The sequence below is a fragment of the Flavobacterium sp. S87F.05.LMB.W.Kidney.N genome, from assembly GCF_004366435.1.
GTDB lineage: Bacteria > Bacteroidota > Bacteroidia > Flavobacteriales > Flavobacteriaceae > Flavobacterium.
The window spans coordinates 54172-70499 of the sequence record NZ_SODX01000001.1 but is presented as its reverse complement, the minus strand read 5'-3'; the positions used below and the strand labels follow the sequence as shown (position 1 = coordinate 70499).

16 protein-coding genes are annotated in these 16328 nt (G+C 33.6%); 1 reads left to right on the top strand and 15 read right to left on the bottom strand.

Annotated features, from left to right (window positions below; all coding sequences use genetic code 11):
* Window positions 1-22: 22 nt before the first annotated feature.
* The 8 genes from EDB96_RS00350 to EDB96_RS00315 all read right to left on the bottom strand — a co-directional run bounded on the left by EDB96_RS00350 (window position 23) and on the right by EDB96_RS00315 (window position 9676).
* Window positions 23-1462 carry a nucleoside recognition domain-containing protein gene (locus tag EDB96_RS00350; RefSeq protein ID WP_057115362.1) on the bottom strand — a complete coding sequence of 480 codons (1440 nt, stop codon included), beginning with the start codon at window positions 1460-1462 and terminating at the stop codon, window positions 23-25.
* A gap of 348 nt (window positions 1463-1810) precedes the next feature.
* Window positions 1811-2884, bottom strand: coding sequence for a winged helix DNA-binding domain-containing protein (locus EDB96_RS00345; RefSeq protein ID WP_134138702.1), 1074 nt, complete (start codon window positions 2882-2884; stop codon window positions 1811-1813).
* 89 nt (window positions 2885-2973) lie between these two features.
* Window positions 2974-3687, bottom strand: coding sequence for a 3'-5' exonuclease (locus tag EDB96_RS00340; RefSeq protein ID WP_134138700.1), 714 nt, complete (start codon window positions 3685-3687; stop codon window positions 2974-2976).
* A 92-nt stretch (window positions 3688-3779) separates the two neighbouring features.
* Window positions 3780-4256: a methylated-DNA--[protein]-cysteine S-methyltransferase gene (locus tag EDB96_RS00335; protein ID WP_134138699.1), complete on the bottom strand. Its 477-nt coding sequence runs from the start codon at window positions 4254-4256 to the stop codon at window positions 3780-3782.
* Window positions 4257-4412: 156 nt separating this feature from the next.
* Window positions 4413-5234 carry an SDR family oxidoreductase gene (locus EDB96_RS00330; protein WP_134138698.1) on the bottom strand — a complete coding sequence of 274 codons (822 nt, stop codon included), beginning with the start codon at window positions 5232-5234 and terminating at the stop codon, window positions 4413-4415.
* A gap of 161 nt (window positions 5235-5395) precedes the next feature.
* Window positions 5396-7786, bottom strand: a complete 2391-nt coding sequence (locus tag EDB96_RS00325; protein ID WP_134138697.1) for a M28 family peptidase — start codon at window positions 7784-7786, stop codon at window positions 5396-5398.
* A 16-nt stretch (window positions 7787-7802) separates the two neighbouring features.
* On the bottom strand, window positions 7803-8150 hold the full coding sequence (locus EDB96_RS00320; protein ID WP_057115356.1) for a hypothetical protein: 348 nt from the start codon (window positions 8148-8150) through the stop codon (window positions 7803-7805).
* Window positions 8147-9676 carry a bifunctional GNAT family N-acetyltransferase/carbon-nitrogen hydrolase family protein gene (locus tag EDB96_RS00315; RefSeq protein WP_057115355.1) on the bottom strand — a complete coding sequence of 510 codons (1530 nt, stop codon included), beginning with the start codon at window positions 9674-9676 and terminating at the stop codon, window positions 8147-8149. Before EDB96_RS00315 ends, EDB96_RS00320 begins: the two co-directional genes overlap by 4 nt.
* A gap of 177 nt (window positions 9677-9853) precedes the next feature.
* On the opposite strand from EDB96_RS00315, the gene EDB96_RS00310 reads away from it, so the two are divergent.
* Window positions 9854-10186: a single-stranded DNA-binding protein gene (locus EDB96_RS00310; RefSeq protein WP_057115354.1), complete on the top strand. Its 333-nt coding sequence runs from the start codon at window positions 9854-9856 to the stop codon at window positions 10184-10186.
* Between the two features lie 258 nt (window positions 10187-10444).
* Here EDB96_RS00310 and EDB96_RS00305 read toward each other — a convergent pair whose 3' ends face one another.
* From EDB96_RS00305 to EDB96_RS00275, 7 genes are all read right to left on the bottom strand, one after another.
* Window positions 10445-11137 (bottom strand): DUF2461 domain-containing protein, encoded by a 693-nt coding sequence (locus EDB96_RS00305; RefSeq protein ID WP_134138696.1) that lies wholly within the window; start codon window positions 11135-11137, stop codon window positions 10445-10447.
* 88 nt (window positions 11138-11225) lie between these two features.
* The gene (locus EDB96_RS00300) at window positions 11226-11411 is read right to left on the bottom strand and encodes a hypothetical protein (RefSeq protein ID WP_029271150.1); all 186 of its coding nucleotides are present in this window, start codon (window positions 11409-11411) and stop codon (window positions 11226-11228) included.
* Between the two features lie 79 nt (window positions 11412-11490).
* Window positions 11491-12009: a ferritin gene (locus EDB96_RS00295; protein ID WP_057115352.1), complete on the bottom strand. Its 519-nt coding sequence runs from the start codon at window positions 12007-12009 to the stop codon at window positions 11491-11493.
* A 213-nt stretch (window positions 12010-12222) separates the two neighbouring features.
* Window positions 12223-13347: an OmpA family protein gene (locus EDB96_RS00290; protein WP_134138694.1), complete on the bottom strand. Its 1125-nt coding sequence runs from the start codon at window positions 13345-13347 to the stop codon at window positions 12223-12225.
* A gap of 178 nt (window positions 13348-13525) precedes the next feature.
* Window positions 13526-14920, bottom strand: a complete 1395-nt coding sequence (locus tag EDB96_RS00285) for a hypothetical protein (protein WP_134138693.1) — start codon at window positions 14918-14920, stop codon at window positions 13526-13528.
* A 32-nt stretch (window positions 14921-14952) separates the two neighbouring features.
* Window positions 14953-15582, bottom strand: a complete 630-nt coding sequence (locus EDB96_RS00280) for a chloramphenicol acetyltransferase (protein WP_134138692.1) — start codon at window positions 15580-15582, stop codon at window positions 14953-14955.
* Window positions 15582-16289, bottom strand: a complete 708-nt coding sequence (locus tag EDB96_RS00275; RefSeq protein WP_057115348.1) for an HAD family hydrolase — start codon at window positions 16287-16289, stop codon at window positions 15582-15584. Before EDB96_RS00275 ends, EDB96_RS00280 begins: the two co-directional genes overlap by 1 nt.
* Window positions 16290-16328: the final 39 nt, after the last annotated feature.

Below are 16328 nucleotides of genomic sequence, written 5' to 3'. Positions count from 1 at the left end.
ATTTTTTTTTGATTAAAATGAATTAAAAGAACCAAGTCGCAACAAAAATCGCAGTAATTACACAAATCAAATCAACTAAAAGCATTGTTCCTAATGCATAGCGTGTGTTTTTGATGTTTACAGATCCGAAATAAACTGCAATAACATAGAATGTACTTTCGGCACTACACTGAAAAATACTGCTTAATCTTGCTGTCAACGAATCTGCTCCAAAAGTATTCATAGAATCAATCAAAAATCCTCTTGATCCAGCCGAACTAAACGGGCGAAGCATTGCCACAGGAAGCGCATTTGTAATTTCTTTGCTTACACCTAAATTTGAAAATACAAATCCAATTCCGTCACTAATAATTTCGAATAAACCGCTGTTTCTGAATAATGAGATTGCGACTAACATTCCTAATACATAAGGGAAAATCGTTACTCCAGTTTTAACTCCATTATTTGCTCCAACTACAAAAGTGTCAAAAACAGTAGTGTTGGCATCTTTAAATTTTTGCTCGTGTCTAAATGAAAAAATCAGCGTAAAAGCAATAATTGCCAAAAGTATTAATCCTGAAAGGTTAGAAGTGAAATAATTTTTTCCGATTAAATCCAAATGATTCACGTACATCAATAAACCAACAATTGCAGCGATTAAACCCATCAACCCAATTAAAAGCGAAGCACTTTTGAAGTTGATTTTTTGTTTGATTCCGACAATTAAGAAAGCGGCAATAGTACCAATGAATGAAGTAATGATACAAGGCAGCATTACATCGGCAGGATTTGTTGCATTTGCAGCCGCGCGATAACCAATAATCGAAGTGGCAATTAAAGTTAAACCAGAAGCGTGAAGACACATAAACATAATTTGTGCATCGCTCGCCTTGTCTTTATCGGGGTTTATTTCCTGTAAACTTTCCATGGCTTTAAGTCCAAATGGAGTTGCAGCCGAATCTAATCCTAAGAAATTGGCAGCAAAGTTTAAGGTCATATAGGAAATCGAAGGGTGGTTTTTAGGAATAGTCGGGAATACTTTTACAAATACCGGACTCAAAGCTTTAGCTAATTTTCCAGAAGCGCCAGAAATAATCAAAAGTTCCATTAATCCGCAGAAAAAAGCCAAGTAAGCAATAAGCGGTAAGATTAAATCGACCAAAGTGCTTTTACAAGTTGGCAGTAAACCATCTGATTTCTGAAGTCCGCTAAAAATTTTTACAGTTTTGTTTTTATAAACGTAAGTTGTGTCGGCATTCAGCGTATCACGATTGATAATCATGGTTTGATCTGGCGCTTTTTGTATGCTGTCTTTGATAAAAGCAGGAAGTTCTTCAACGTATTTTTCAGATACTAAAACAGGATCATCTTTCTTTCCATTCAAAACAGAATCAATAGTATAAGTATTAGCAGTAAACAAACTGACTACAATAAAAACTATCGAAGAAATAAAAATCGTTAACCAAAATCTACTTAATACCATAATTACATTTTTTTGTAAATGTAATTATTTAGCGATAAAATGCATAAATATTTTATTCAGATGTCGCCCCGATAGGGCTAAAGATTTGGTACGTTTATCGTATTAGAGTAAATTGATGTTGATTAAGATGTTCTTAATAGAGCTTAAAGAAGTCTCAGCGAGGCGAAATATTTATAGAAAAAGAATGGAAAACAAAATTGAAAAAGCTCCAGCGGAGCGGTATGATTATTATAATAGCATAAGTAATACGCTGCTAGCAGAACTAAAAAAGCCTCATCGAGGCGAAATATTTATAGAAAAAAGGATGAAAACAAAATAGAAAAAGCTCCAGCGGAGCGAAATAAAAACTTATTCAATAACAACTTTTGTTTCCAGATAATTTTCAAAAGCTTTAATTCCTTCAAATAAAATGGCTTTTTTCGAACTCTCCGTTTCATTAAAAAACTGTGTTTCTATTTTGGCGTGATCTTTTTTAATAGTTCGTTTCCAAGTTCCAATTACTTTTCCGTTCTCAAGAATAATAGGTTTAAAAATGCCATTATTGGTAAAAGCTAAACTTTGATGTTCTTGCAGGATAGAAGCTTCACGGGTTTTGTATGAAATAAGAATCTCATCAAATGCTGGGAGAAAATGCACGCTTTCGCGAAAGGTATCCAGATCTGAATGATCTTTTTTAAACCAAAAAGTCTGATTATCAATAGGTATTGAGCTTAATTGCAACTCAATTGCATTTATTGCTTTGTTACAAATTGTAGGCGAAAAGCCCGACCACCAGGAAAAATCTAATACTGTTGCTGGACCGTGACTTTCAAAATAACGCTGAGCTAATTTCGCCAAACCTTCTTCTTTTGTCAATTTGGTTTTAGATTTTGGAACTCTTTCTTCAAGCAAAGCATATGTAATTTGTTTACCCTTCATTTCTCCATTACACACTAAACCGTCTAGTTCCGCATTCATCATAATGGCCGCGCTGAGGAAATCTTCTTTCGAACTTTTTTTGATATCAAGTTCCTGCATAATTTCGTCACGCGTTAAATGATTCTTTCCAGCCAATAACTTCTCGATAGAGTTGTTAATCTGATCTAGTTTTTTAGCATCGAAACCATATTTTTTAGCCGCCGCCGCAGTAAAACGTTTCACCTGAGGGGCCGAAAGTTCTAACATCCAATAAATATCCTCAGCAGAAACAAAATGCCAGGTCGGACGAAGAATATGTGTTCTAATGATTTTTGCAGAATTTACCGCTTCTTCGATTTCTTTTTCAGTTGCATTGCATCGAGAACCAACGGCCCATTTTGCCATAGCATAATCCTGAGCCTGCATAGCACCCAAATGCTGTACAATTTCCTGCGGTGAAAGATTATTTGCTTGATACAATTTCTGTGAAACAAGACGATGATGTGAAATCTCAGAATAAATCATTTTAGGAATTATTTTAAACCATACAAGTTATATCAGTTCATGAAAAAACTCAGCATCTTAGAACCTCAGTACCTAAGCACCTTTAAAAACTACACATGAATAATCTCATCATCAATCAATAAATCTTCGCGTCGCAAACGAAGGAAAATCTGTGCTACAGCAATTGTATCTTTTTCGCAATAAGTTACAATTCGATCAATATCTTTTTCGACATAATAGACATGAGCAACCTGACTTCCATCAATATCGCCTTTTGGCGATGGGACACCGAGAATCTTGGTTAATAGCTTTAAGGAAGTAAAATGTTTATAATCGCCAAACTTCCATAATTCTAAAGTATCTAAATGTGGAATTTCCCAAGGTTTTTTTCCAAATAAATTCAGTTTATCCGGAATTGGCATTTGGTTAATAATCATTCTTCTTGCAATAAACGGAATATCAAATTCTTTTGAATTGTGACCGCACAAAAGATGCTGTGGCTGATGGAAATGATTATTAATAAGATTCGAAAAATCTTTCAAAATCTTCTTTTCTTCACCAAAAAAGGAAGTAACCCTAAAATTTCGAATATCACCTTTAATGGTAAAAAAGCCAACCGAGATACAAATGATTTTTCCAAATTCGGCCCAAATTCCAGCACGTTCGTAAAATTCTTCTGCAGAGAAATCGTCTTTTCGCTGATATTGCGTTTTCAAATCCCATAATGACTGCATTTCTGCGTCAAGCGAATTGAAATTTTCTTCTTCTGGAACGGTTTCTATATCAAGAAATAAAATGTTGTTAAGGTTTATTTTTTCAATCATTTTCAGACTTCTTAGATATTTAGATGGTTAGACTTTTAGATTTTAGTATTGAAACTTGTACAAAGTTGCACAAAATTCTTACGATATGAAAGTTAGAATAAACTTTGTTGTGCAGATGGATTTTCGTGTTCCAAAAGCCATTTCTTGCGAGACAATCCGCCGGCATAGCCTGTTAGCGATCCATTTGTTCCAATAACGCGGTGACAGGGAACAACAATCCATAACGGATTTTTACCATTTGCCGAAGCTACAGCGCGAATCGCCTTTACATCTCCCAATTTTTTGGTTTGGTCCATATAACTTACTGTTTTCCCAAATGGAATTTCTAATAAAGATTTCCAGACTTTCTGCTGAAACTCGGTTCCTTTTGGATTTAGTTTGAGATCAAAATCCGTTCTTTTGCCTTCGAAATATTCATTCAGCTGAGAAACAGCTTTTTGTAAAACTTCTGGAATTTCTTTTGAAACTTCATTTGACCCTACATCAGAAACTGAAATTACAGCAATACCATTTTCATCTCCAATAATTTTGGTGATTCCTAGAGGCGAATTGATGTAGACTGTTTCCATTTTTTAACCGCAGAGGTGCTAAGATTTATCGCAAAGTTCGCAAAGTTTTTTTAAACCATATAAGTTATTGAAGTAATTTAATAATGATTGTCATCCCGAGCGAAGTCGAAGGCTTCTGAAGATGGCTTCAACTTCTCTCAGCCTGACATTCAAGTTTTAATATTCTTTTAAATCAAACTTATAGTTTAAAATAGTTTCGATTTTTTCACTCGAAATGACCTTTTTAATATTTGACATTTCAAAGCTGAATTTCGGCAAAACTAAGTTTTGTTCTTTTGCTTTTTGTGTATAATATTCCTCTCTTGTTGGATGGAAAGGTGCAGCAGCATTAAAAACCTCATTCCACTTAGACTGTTTTATGATTTCTTCTATGATTGAAATGCAATCATTTTGATGAATTAAATTTACAGGCGCATCTGGATTTTCAAGGTTTTCTTTTCCAGCTAAAAACTTAACTGGATGACGGTCTTCGCCAATCAATCCGCCGAAACGTAGAATTGTAGTTTCGAAGTTTGGATTGTTTTGAAGAATTTTTTCTGCTAAAAGCAGTTGTCTGCCGCTTTCTGTTTCGGGATTTGCTATGGTTTCTTCTGTAATCAATTCGTTATCATCTCCATAAACAGAAGTTGAACTCACAAAAAGTACTTTTGAAACGCTCGATTTTTCCATAAACGGAATTAGATTTTGTATTTTTCTCACGAATGTCATTTCGAGAGTAGTCGAGATATCTTGATTTCCTCGCAATTTTGGTGGAATATCTATAATTAAGATTTCGCTTTCCGCTAAAAAAGTATCGATGTTTTCAGAAACTCCATCGGCTTCAATTGTAACCAAAAACGGATTGATTCCAGCAATTTCTAAAATTGAAAGCTTATTTTTTGAAGTTGTTGACCCTTTGACTGAATTTCCATTTTCAATTAACTTTTTTGCTAAGGGAAATCCGAGCCATCCGCAGCCTAGAATACTAATTTTTGTCATTTTTTCGAGGTTCAAAGGTTCAAAGGTACAGAGGTTTTTGTAACAGATTGAAGGATTAAAAAAAGATTTTTTAATACCATCTGAAGATCTTTGCCCAATAAAGATTAGAAATATTAAAAAATTGATAAAGAAAAAGGCAGATTTAAAATCTGCCTTAAATTTTATTGTGGTACTGCGACTGGTTTTATGCTGTCTTTTGGAATAGCTAGACTGTCTTTAACAATAACAGGTTCAATAGGTTTTATTGCTGCTACGTATCTTTTAATTTTCTGCTGTATTAAAACGGCATCATTTAAAACAAAAGGAGTCGGCATCATCCAGTTTTCCCTGGGTTTAATATTAAATAATGGATTGCTCATTAAATCAAATGAACTTTCTATTAAATCCATATCAAAAATAGAGGATTTGTTGATGTAAAAATCCATTACAAGCGGTTCATTTCCGACAACATAATAACGTAGAATTTTACTGTCTTCTCGTTGTAAACGATTGCCTTTCTCTCCTAAAGTTGAAACGCCGTTGGCTTTAAAGTTGTAAAAGGTCATTTTAGGATTAGCATAAATATCGTAACGATTTACTTTTCGGTTAGGAGTAATTTTAATTTTCAAATATCTATTATTTCCAATAACGCTGTCTCTTAAGAATTGAATTGTTGGTTTCGGAATATCGACAACCGGTGCAATTGCACTATGAGTAAAAGTTGTATTGTATTTGCTGGCAAGAGGAAGTCTATTTAAACCAACTGCATTTTGATTCTTTTCGCCTAAATAAGATTTGGTCCATTCGTCTAAATTTGTGTCATAAGTTGTCCATACTGCAGAATTATTATCAGCATTGTAAACGTATAATAAGCTGTTAGATTTGGCTTTTCCGTATTCATAATCAGAATGATATCCTGCGTAAATGAAAAATGAGATCGAAACTAGAAAGAAAACAACTGTCCAAACACCTTTTCTTGCAAAATCCCCAAATATTGGCAGTAGCAATCCGAATAGTAAAACAGTTAAAACAGCACTTCCAAATAGAATTTTAAGTCCTAACCCAATTGGGAACATTACTATAAATGGAGCAACGATTGCTAAAGCAGGAATACTAAAAAGCAGATTGACACCTAAACTGTAATGTTGTGTAAAAACAAATATTCCGAATAAAAGGACTCCGAAATAAACTGGAATAATTAAGAAACCAGCACCTGTCAAGCTGTTTGCTAAAAATGCATTGATGATAATCCAGAGCAGTAAAGGTGCCACAAAATGATTCATCGTGATTTTGGCCTCGGAGAAATGATGATAGAAAGCAAAACAAATTGCAATGCTCAAAGTTACAAATGCTCCAATATAAGCGTGGCCATTGTAGGTAAAACCATTTAAAAGGTCAGAATACTGAGGGTAAATTTCCAAGATCAATTTCCATCCTAAAAATGTCACCAAACCAGCGATTATAATTGAACCTAAAAGCGGTACAAATCCTCTAAAAATTTCTCTAAAAGTGATTATTCTTTTTACTTTTCCAATAAAGATAAATAAAACTAATAATCCGAAAGCAATTAATGTCATTGGCATTACCCAAGCAAATGGGTAACTGATAAATGAAAATGGAGCACTGAAATAAACATCGTCTTGAGTAGATTCTGTCTGATTTAAATCAATATTGGTTAAGTATTTCAGCAAAGGCATTATGTAAGTACCTTGATGCGCTAAAGTCGTTTTGTTTAGATGCTGTACATCGTCTTGCTGTGTGTGATAGTTGAAATGCCCATCGATAAAAGCAAAATTGAAACCTTGAATATTGCCTTGTTCTCTAAAAACAGTTAAGTCAGTATCATTAGGAAGCATTTTGTAGATGCTGTACATCAACGAATTGGAAACGGGATGTGAAGTTTTTGCTTTAGAAAATTCTCTAACCAGCGCTTCGTTTCCTTTATTGGTTTCCATTAACATATAACTAGGGCCAGAAGATCCTCGAGCTTCAAAGTTTAAGGCCAAACCAACATCTTTTGCCCAAGGATGCTGATTGACAAACAAGGCAGCTCCGTTCAAGCCTAATTCTTCGGCATCAGAAAATAATATTATGATATCATTTTTTTGAGGATGTTTCGAATATAAAAAAGCACGGACTCCTTCTAAAATTGTGGCAACACCAGAAGCATCGTCACTTGCACCTTTTGAGAAAGAATGTGGTGCACTGTCATAATGTGAAAGCAATAAAAGGGCTTTTGTATTGTTAGTTCCTTTAATTCTGGCCAAAATGTTTTTGGACTTTACTAAAATACCTTTATCATTTAGAGTAAAACCTTCCTGAACGCTAGTTTCTAAGCCTATCCTGTTTAGTTCGAGTTTAAGGTAATTGGCAACTAATTCGTGATTGGTTGACCCGACATAATGAGGTTTCTGTGCAATAATTTCTACTTGGTTAAGCGCCCTCTCGGTTGAGAATTCCGCAAGCGCTTCGTCGTCTTTAGAAATCCCTTGAGGCATCATGGTAATGTATATAATGCCTAATAAAGCTAAGACACAGGCTATGGCTAGAATTGAGGTTTGGTTTTTTCTCATGGTTAACAGATACTAACTATATTTCTTTTTTAACAAGCATAAAATAATCATTGTCCAAGGAACGATAACCTTGGTCGTACAAGAAATAATATGTATTTCCTGTTTTGGTTTGCAAAATATTGGTAAAAAACTCAAAATCAAAGCCTTTTGTCAACAATTTGTCTCTAGAAGCCTTTGATTTTCCATCTACATTTAGCTCTGCCAAAATACGGTAATTTTTGCGTAACTTGTTGTTTATATTTCGCATGAAATTAGTACTATCTTTATTTATTTTATTATTGTACGCATTACGGCAGCTGTCTGAGCAGAATTTTTTGTCTTCGCGGCCGACAATTTTAGCTGAGCATTCCAGGCAAGTTTTCATGTATTCAATTTTTTAATTTCATAAAGATCTGTTCTACGGTCTTTTAATGTTTTTACGCTTCCATGTTCGTGAAGTTCTTTTAATAAATTTAGATCAACATCTACAATTAAAGTCATTTCTGTGTTTGGAGTTGCTTCTGCTTTAATTCCATTACTTGGAAAAGCAAAATCAGAAGGAGTAAAAACAGAAGACTGCGCATATTGAATGTCCATATTATTCACTTTCGGAAGATTTCCTACACAACCTGCTATGGCTACATAACATTCATTTTCAATCGCGCGTGCCTGCGAACAATGTTTTACACGTGTATAACCATTTTGTGTATCCGTCAAAAACGGGACAAATAAAATATTCATTCCTTCATCTGCTAACAGCCTGGAAACTTCTGGGAATTCGACATCGTAACAGATCAGAATTCCAATTTTTCCACAATCGGTATCAAAAGTTTTAAATTGAGAACCACCTTTCATTCCCCAATGAATCACTTCGTTTGGTGTGATATGAATTTTAGTATACATTTCTGAAGTTCCGTCTCTTTTACATAAAAAACCAACATTGTAAAGATTACCGTTTTCTAGATACGGCATACTTCCTGTAATAATATTGATGTTGTATGAAATGGCAAATTCCTGAAAACGCTTTCTAATGGGATCAGAGTGGCGTGCCAGTTCACGAATCGCTTCTGCTTCAGATAAATGATTGTAGTCGGCCATTAAAGGCGCAATGAATAATTCTGGAAACAATGCAAAGTCAGATCCATATCCCGAAACGGCATCAATAAAAAACTCTGCCTGCTCAAATAATGCCTCAACATTATTTAGCGGACGCATCTGCCACTGAATTAATCCCAAACGAATAATATTCTTCTTCAGATTAATCAGTCTTGGACTTTCATCGTAGTAAATATTATTCCACTCCAGTAAAACAGCAAATTCTTTTGATTCTTCATCGCCTTCCAAGTAATTTTTGATGATTCGTATCACGTGAAAATCATTGCTTAACTGGAAAGAAAGCACTGGATCATATAATTCTTTGGTGCGTACTTTTTCGATATAAGTTTTAGGAGACATTTTTTTGGCGTGTTCCCTGTAACTTGGAATTCTACCAGCAAAAACAATTGCTTTTAAGTTTAGTTGCTCGCAAAGTTCTTTTCTCGCATCATACAATCGGCGTCCCAAACGCAGACCTCTGTAGTTTGGGTGGATAAAAACATCTATTCCGTATAAGATTTCAGCATTTTTATTATGTGTAGAAAATTTATAATCACCGCTAATCTGCTGGTAATTGTGTTTTTTGTCTACTAATTTTTCATCGACAATAAGCGATAATGCAGAGCCCACAACCTTTCCGTCAACTAAAATTACCAATTGCCCTTCTGGAAAAATAGAAAGCAGTCTTTCAATATCATCAGATCCCCAATACGAATCGGCCATTTCTGGATACGATTCAATCATCGATTTTTTTAGTTGTTTATAGTCTTCAATTTCTAAATTTCGTAACTCGACTTTATTAATTTTTGCCTGCATATAGTAAGATTTATCTCAAATATACAAAAAAGAATTTCCATTTACAAACGCTTACAAATAGTTACAGTCGATAGTAAATAGTTACTAACCGACTGTAATTGTTGAGTTGTATCATCTTTGCACTGTTGAAGTTGACGAACAATTTCAATTTATAATAACAATAAAATAATATACGCCATGAATGCAATGAAAAACAGAGTACAATTAATTGGGAATGTAGGGAATAATCCAGAAATTAAAACATTAGAAAGCGGTAAAAAGCTAGCCCATTTAACAATTGCTACAAACGATGTTTACAGAAATGAGAAAGGGGATAAGGTAGAACAAACCGAATGGCATCGCGTAACTGCGTGGGGAAAAACAGCCGAAATTATCGAAAAGTTTGTTGTAAAAGGAAAAGAAGTTGCCATTGACGGGAAGCTAACGCATAGAAGTTACGACGATAAAAACGGAGAAAAAAGATATATTACAGAAGTTGTAGTAAATGAAATTTTACTGCTAAGTAAATAAGCTTTAGATTGATAATTAATAGAAAATAAACCCGAAAGGTTTTAAAAAACTTTCGGGTTTAAAGTATTTTCATTCCGTAGGAATGTCTCATCGGTAGAAAAAATGTAGATTGCTCATATACGTTCCATAGGAACGTTTGATTAATGGTGCTATTTCGTAAAAAACACATGTCTCGACAGGACACAATGAAAAACAAAATATTTTTTGTACCGATGAGACATTCCTACGGAATATTGAACGTAAAATAATTCGCGGAATTTATAAGATTGAAACGCCATTAGCATCCGTTGTAAGCACTTCGCTCATATAATCAAAAAAAGGTCTCATGTTTTTAAAAGCATCCAAAGCCTGTTCTAAAAAATTTGGACTCAAGACTTCTTCATCTGTAAATCGTTTGATGACCAAAAATTGTTTGAAACGCAGCAAATCGATCGCAGGATGATCTATATCAAAACCTTTTGGAGCTGTTTTCAATTGTTCGCCCTGTAAAGTTCCAAAGTTGCTGATAAAAGATTTTGAGTTGAGTATGTTCTGAAAAGTTTCAGAATCGTGGGCAAATTCTGTTCGTATTCGTTTTAAATCTGCAGCGTTTGGTCCCCAGAAACCTCCAGCAAAAAAGCTGTTGCCTTTTTCTAGATGAAAATAATAACCGCCGCGTCTTGCCGCTGTGGCACGTGTATAACTGCCACCCCAAAAAGTTTTAAAGGGAGTTTTATCTTTAGAAAAACGAATGTCGCGGTAAATTCTGTAAACACTTTTTTTGCCTGAAGCATTTTCTAAAACATCGCTTTTAGAGAGTTCTTTGAGTAAAGCGCCTGCAAAATTTTCAATATGATTTAGTTCTATTAAGTATTGTGGCTTATTGATTTCAAACCAAGGTTTGTTATTATTTTCTTTGAGCTGAACCAGAAAATCAAGACTCGATTTGGGTATTGTAACGTGGTTTTCCATAATTGAATTAAAAAAAAACTGAAGAATTGACTGCAATTTAAAACTAAAAAACCCACCAGAGAAATCTAGTGGGTTTTTCTATATTTTTTTAAGCGGTTTTTTTGAATAAATCAAACATAGGACAGCGTGAGCAGCGTTTCTTTTCGCTCTTTTTATATTTCTCACAGCAAGAAGATTTGCAATTTTCAATCTTCTTAATTTTATCAAGGATATCTTTGTTCTTCTTTTTCTTTTTATCCTTTTTCTTGTCCTTGTCTTTTTCTTTCTTGCTCAATTTTCCTCGGTATTAAAAACAGAGGCAAATATAAAAGAAAAAAGTTATTTTTAAATATTCTAAATAAACTTTAACTTTTTTATTTAGGATTAATAGCGATCGAGCTAGTAACTGTTAACTGCTGAATATCACGGTCGAATAAATACAATCCGCCTTTATCTTCACCAATCAAGTTGATTTTATCTAAGATAGATTTAGCTGTAGCTTCTTCTTCAATTTGTTCAGAAACATACCACTGTAAGAAATTATGTGTTGCATAATCTTTTTCTTCAAAAGTTATGTGTACTAATTCGTTGATAGATTGCGAAACAAAAATCTCATGATTGTAAAGCTCCTCAAACATTTCCTTAAATGTAGAATATGTTATTCTAGGTGCTTTTAGGTCTGTAACCTGAGCATGTCCTCCGCGTTCGTTTACATACTTAACCAATTTAAGCATATGAGCGCGCTCTTCATCTGACTGTGTGTACATAAATTGAGCGATTCCCTCTAATCCGTGTACTTCAGCCCAACAAGCCATAGAAAGATAAGTTTGCGAAGATTCTGCTTCTATGCGGATTTGCTTGTTTAAAGCCGATTCAATATTTTTTGATAGCATAATACGTGTCTTTTTTGTAAAATTAAGAAAAAAAGAGCAACAAAGAAATTGTTTAAATGCTTTCGGATCTATTCAGATTCAGACTAAATATAGAACAGTAATGCTTTTTACTTTTTTTAGTATTATATAATGGTTTGAAAATAAGATTGTTGAAATTTTATAAAAATAAAAAGCCCGAATTAGAATTCGGGCTTTATTACTATTCAAAGTTGTTTATTTCACAATAAAAGTAACTCTTCTTGCTAATCTTCTAGCTTCATCAGAATCTTTTTGGATTGATGTATCAGCTCCGTTAGCAATAACATTCAAACGAGATGAAGCAATTCCTGCTTTCTCAAAAATTGTTTTTATATTATTTGCTCTAGCGTTTGATAATCTTTCGTTGTATTCTGCTTTTCCAACTTGATCCGCATAACCTACAAGGTCAAGTGATGCAGATGGATTTTTTCTCAAGTAATTTAAAACAACGTCGATGGCTGCAGTTGAGTTTTCGATTGGAGTTGTTTTGTTGAAATCAAAGTACACACTGTAGTACTTATCATTGATCATTCTTTTGATCAAATCATTATCAACTGGCTGTGTTTGTTTTTCGATAACTACTTCTTTTTGTGCAGGAATCTTTTTGATTTGTGACTCAAGATCTGCTATTTTGTTTTCTAATGCTGAAAGATCAGTATTATCTGTAGTCATTACAGTCCAATCTGCATGCTTAGCATTTTTACCTAAGTAAACATTCAAACCAATAGTACCATTGAAAATTAATCCAGAAAAACCTCTGTTTTGACCAACGTAAGCGCCGTCAAAAGTATGATCTTGTGTTGAATTTAAAATTGTAGAGAAATCTCCCGTTAATGCAACTCTGTTTGATAATCTAATCTGACCTGTAACACCAGCAATAAAGTTTCCAACGATATCTCTTTCAGTAAAATTATCTGATTTTAATTGACCTATACCAAAACCTGCGTGTCCTAATAAACCAAATGTATTAGTCCATGTTTCAAAATTCATGATACGTCCTAAGTTTGCAACTGCTTGTAAATCTATTCTATAGTATTTTGAATCAAAATCTATAGAATTACTTTTCGCAGTAAAACTATTGTATCCAAAATCAGCTTTCAAACCAAATTTGTTGTTAAACATATAACGAACTCCTAAATCACCAACCCAAGGGCTTGGCGTATCTGTAGAGTAACCCGCTGAGAATGGTCTCTGAGGTTTTGTCAAACCACCGTTTAACTCTATAGACCACTTATTAAATCTAGTAGCGTTGTTTTCAGTTTGAGCATGTAATCCTGTTAATCCAAGAGCAAATGCCAGGGTCATTACAACTTTTTTCATTGTTATTGATATTTTAAATTTGGGGTCAAAACAACAATAAATTGTAAGTAAATACTTCCTCTAAAAGTCAAAAAGGTGTTAGAATAGGGTATATAATGGCGCTTTTAATCAATTTAAAAAGCTTTTATAAAGGTGAGAAAAAAAGCCTTTTTGTAGTAAGTAATTGAGATTGATTTATTTAGTCAAATCCATCTGTGAATTTTCTTAAAACGTATTCTTTTGAAGTAATGTCATAATAACCCAAAATGCTGTAATTGTTTAATTTCAGAATGTTTGGGAGAGAGACTTCTTTATGAGTGTCCATAAAATAATAAATTTTATCTGAGGCGAGAGGTTCATGTTTTTCTGTTGTTAGTTCCAGTTTTTTAGTCCAGACACTTTCAAAAAAAACAGAATAATTACTTTCTATATAATAGTTACGAGGAGGAAAGTCTCCAAAAAAATCATCGAACATATTAAAACCATTCATAGATATGGCCTTTGAATCACTGCCAGTTCCGCCTAATGTGATAAAAAGATTTTTTTTGTTTTTAAATACAGAAAGACCCGCATCAACAGAAGCTAATTCTTTTAAAAATTTACTCGTTTTCTTAATCTCTTTAGGCTGTCTATTTTCTATCTGCATTAATAATGGGGAATTATTAAAGCGGATAGTGTCATTTTTTAAAACAGTAAATGCTTTCACAGATTCGCCAGAATCGTAATCTTTGATATCAAATAAAAGCTCATCAGAATTGACATTAAACTGATAAAGCTTGTTTTCGTGGTAAAAAGAATTTGAAGTTCTTGCATTTTTATGACCAAGCGGCTGCATAAATGTCTTCTCTTTAATTTCCAGATTGTCCAAGTTGATATCAAACAACTGCGTTTTTCTAAGACTTTGGTCTAAAGTCAGAATTAAACGATTTGGAAGCGTATATAACTTACTTTTTGCAACCACTTTAAACAGCGGATTGTATTCCCCAGAATCCATTTTCTCAATCGGATTTTCATTCAAAATTTGATTGAATGTCTTTTGCTGCGTTTTTCGATCGCGAAAAATGAAAGGAGAGAAGTCGAGAAACCTTTCTTCGGCCATTCCATTTTTAAAGATATAAGCAGTTAATGCCTGCTTATCTTTATATTTCATCAATAAATAAAAATTATTGTCTTTTTGATATTGAGTAACAATAGATTGATTGTCAACAGGCAAAGCAAATTTTAAAGCTCTGGTTGTTTTATTTTCAAAGTAGTATTTGATAACTATAATATCTTTTTGTTCAGGCGATAACCAATACACTGTTGGGTTGCCATCTTCGCTAAAACTGTATCCCAGTAAAGATCTGTTTTCGACATATTGACGGCTAGTTACAAACTGATCTTTTAAAAAGAAAGCACTATTGTATTTTAGAATCGTAAAATTATTGGGAGATGCTATAAAAGCAAATACATCATGTGTAGTAGTGTTTTCTGCGTTTAAGAGCTCATATTGATCTTGTACATTTTTTAAATCTATAGGATAAGAAGTTAACACTGTTTGACTTATCGAAACAGTGCTAAAAATTATAGACAGAAAAAGAAAGATTTGTTTCATGTGTTTCTAGCGACAAAAATCATTCCATTAATTTATTGATTCATAAGCTCTTGAAAAAGATCTACAAATTGACCTACATGCATTCCGTCCATCAAACCATGATGTACATAAACCGCCATTGAAATGGTTCTTTTACCCGTTTCAGATACCATCATTTTTCCAAATGAAATTTTCGGACAGCTGTCAGGATAAGTGAAACTTCGCGCATGCGTAAGCGATGTAAAATTCAACCACGGAATTGCAGAAAAATGTATGAGATTATCATCATCAAATGATCTGGTAAAAAGTCCTGTTGTATTTTGAATGCGTTCGATTTCTTTTAAAGCGATTTGCTCGAAAGTTTTAAAATCGGGATGATATTCGATTAATGAAAATCCGAAAGTTCCGTCTTCGCGCCCAATTGTTGCCGATGCATCTACGCGATCATTAATATAAATCTGCTCTCCTGAAATTCGATATTTAAAATTTTCAACTGCATTAACAGCGGCTAAAGTTTTGTGTAAATAGAAAATGAAAAAAGAAGCGTTCATACTTTTTGCGGTCTCATACGCTTTTGTACAATCGATTTCGACAGTTGCACCAAAAAACGGTTCTTCCATCTGTTTAAAATGAGCAAAATGCTCCTTTCTATTCCAGTTTTCTAAGTCTAAAAGTGTTTTCATTATAGTAAATTAGGAACAACCTCTGCAATAGTATCAAAGGAACTAAAATGCTGGTGTTCTACTTTGTGATTTATTTTTTCGTGTTCCCAAGTGGTGTGAAACGGAATGTGAACGGCATAACCGCCAATTCCCAAAACTGGAAGAACATCTGATTTTAATGAATTTCCGATCATCAAAAATTCATGTGCCTGAATGTCTAAACGGCCCAATAGTTTTTCATAATCAACTTCTTGTTTGTCTGACATTACTTCAATATGGTGAAAATAATGCCCTAAACCAGAACGATGCAATTTGCTGTGCTGATCTTTTAAGTCGCCTTTTGTAGCAACAACTAATTTGTATTTTCCGTGTAAAGCCTGTAATGTTTCTTCGATTCCGTCCAAAAGTTCAATTGGTTTTTCAAGTAATTCTTTTCCGTATTGAATGATTTTTTCGATTACTTCAACTGGAATTGTATTATTTGAAATATTCATTGCAGCTTCAATCATCGAAAGAATGTATCCTTTAATTCCGTATCCGTATAACGGTAAATTGGCAATTTCGATTTTGAATAATTCCTGAGAAATGCCTTGATGCGAAAGATAATCTTCCATCAAAGCACAGAATTTATGTTCGGTTTCCTGAAAGTAAGGTTCGTTTACAAATAAAGTATCATCGGCATCAAATGCGATTACTTTTAAATTTGGTATTTTGCTTTTATGTAACATAGTTTTTTTGTTTCAAGTTTGAGGTTTCTTTTCAAGTTT